Annotated in this window: 1 protein-coding gene; it reads left to right on the forward strand. The window is 63.3% G+C overall.

Translation table 11 applies throughout. From position 1 onward, the window contains the following. Positions 1-1,150: elongation factor Tu (tuf, locus tag DTS01S_RS29245; protein WP_034369543.1), on the forward strand; the 1,150-nt coding region annotated here is incomplete at both ends.

A 1,150-nucleotide genomic window follows, 5' to 3' on the forward strand; every position in this document is an offset into this window, starting at 1 on the left:
ACCAAGCCCCACGTCAACGTGGGCACCATCGGTCACGTGGACCACGGCAAGACGACCCTGACGGCTGCCATCGCCACCGTTCTGTCCAAGAAGTTCGGCGGCGAAGCCAAGGCTTACGACCAGATCGACGCAGCACCTGAAGAAAAGGCCCGCGGCATCACGATCAACACCGCCCACGTCGAGTACGAAACGGCCAACCGCCACTACGCTCACGTTGACTGCCCCGGCCACGCCGACTACGTCAAGAACATGATCACCGGCGCTGCTCAGATGGACGGCGCTATCCTGGTGTGCTCGGCCGCTGACGGCCCGATGCCCCAGACCCGCGAGCACATCCTGCTGGCTCGTCAGGTGGGCGTGCCCTACATCATCGTGTTCCTGAACAAGTGCGACATGGTGGACGACGAAGAGCTGCTGGAGCTGGTCGAAATGGAAGTGCGCGAGCTGCTGGCCAAGTACGACTTCCCCGGCGACGACACCCCCATCATCCGCGGCTCGGCCAAGCTGGCCCTGGAAGGTGACGCAAGCGACAAGGGCGAGCCCGCCATCCTGCGTCTGGCTGAAGCCCTGGACACCTACATCCCCACGCCCGAGCGCGCTGTGGACGGTGCCTTCGCAATGCCTGTGGAAGACGTGTTCTCGATCTCCGGCCGTGGCACCGTGGTGACCGGTCGCGTTGAGCGCGGCATCATCAAGGTCGGCGAAGAAATCGAAATCGTCGGTATCCGCGACACCCAGAAGACCATCGTCACCGGCGTGGAAATGTTCCGCAAGCTGCTGGACCAAGGCCAGGCTGGCGACAACGTGGGCCTGCTGCTGCGCGGCACCAAGCGTGAAGACGTGGAACGCGGCCAAGTGCTGTGCAAGCCCGGCTCCATCAAGCCCCACACCCACTTCACGGCTGAGGTGTACGTGCTGTCCAAGGACGAAGGTGGTCGCCACACTCCGTTCTTCAACAACTACCGTCCCCAGTTCTATTTCCGCACGACCGACGTGACCGGCTCCATCGAGCTGCCCGCCGACAAGGAAATGGTGATGCCTGGCGATAACGTGTCGATCACCGTCAAGCTGATCGCCCCCATCGCCATGGAAGAAGGTCTGCGCTTCGCTATCCGCGAAGGCGGCCGTACCGTGGGCGCTGGCGTGGTTG

The organism is Delftia tsuruhatensis NBRC 16741, from assembly GCF_001571325.1.
In the GTDB taxonomy this organism is placed as follows: Bacteria; Pseudomonadota; Gammaproteobacteria; order Burkholderiales; family Burkholderiaceae_C; genus Comamonas; species Comamonas tsuruhatensis.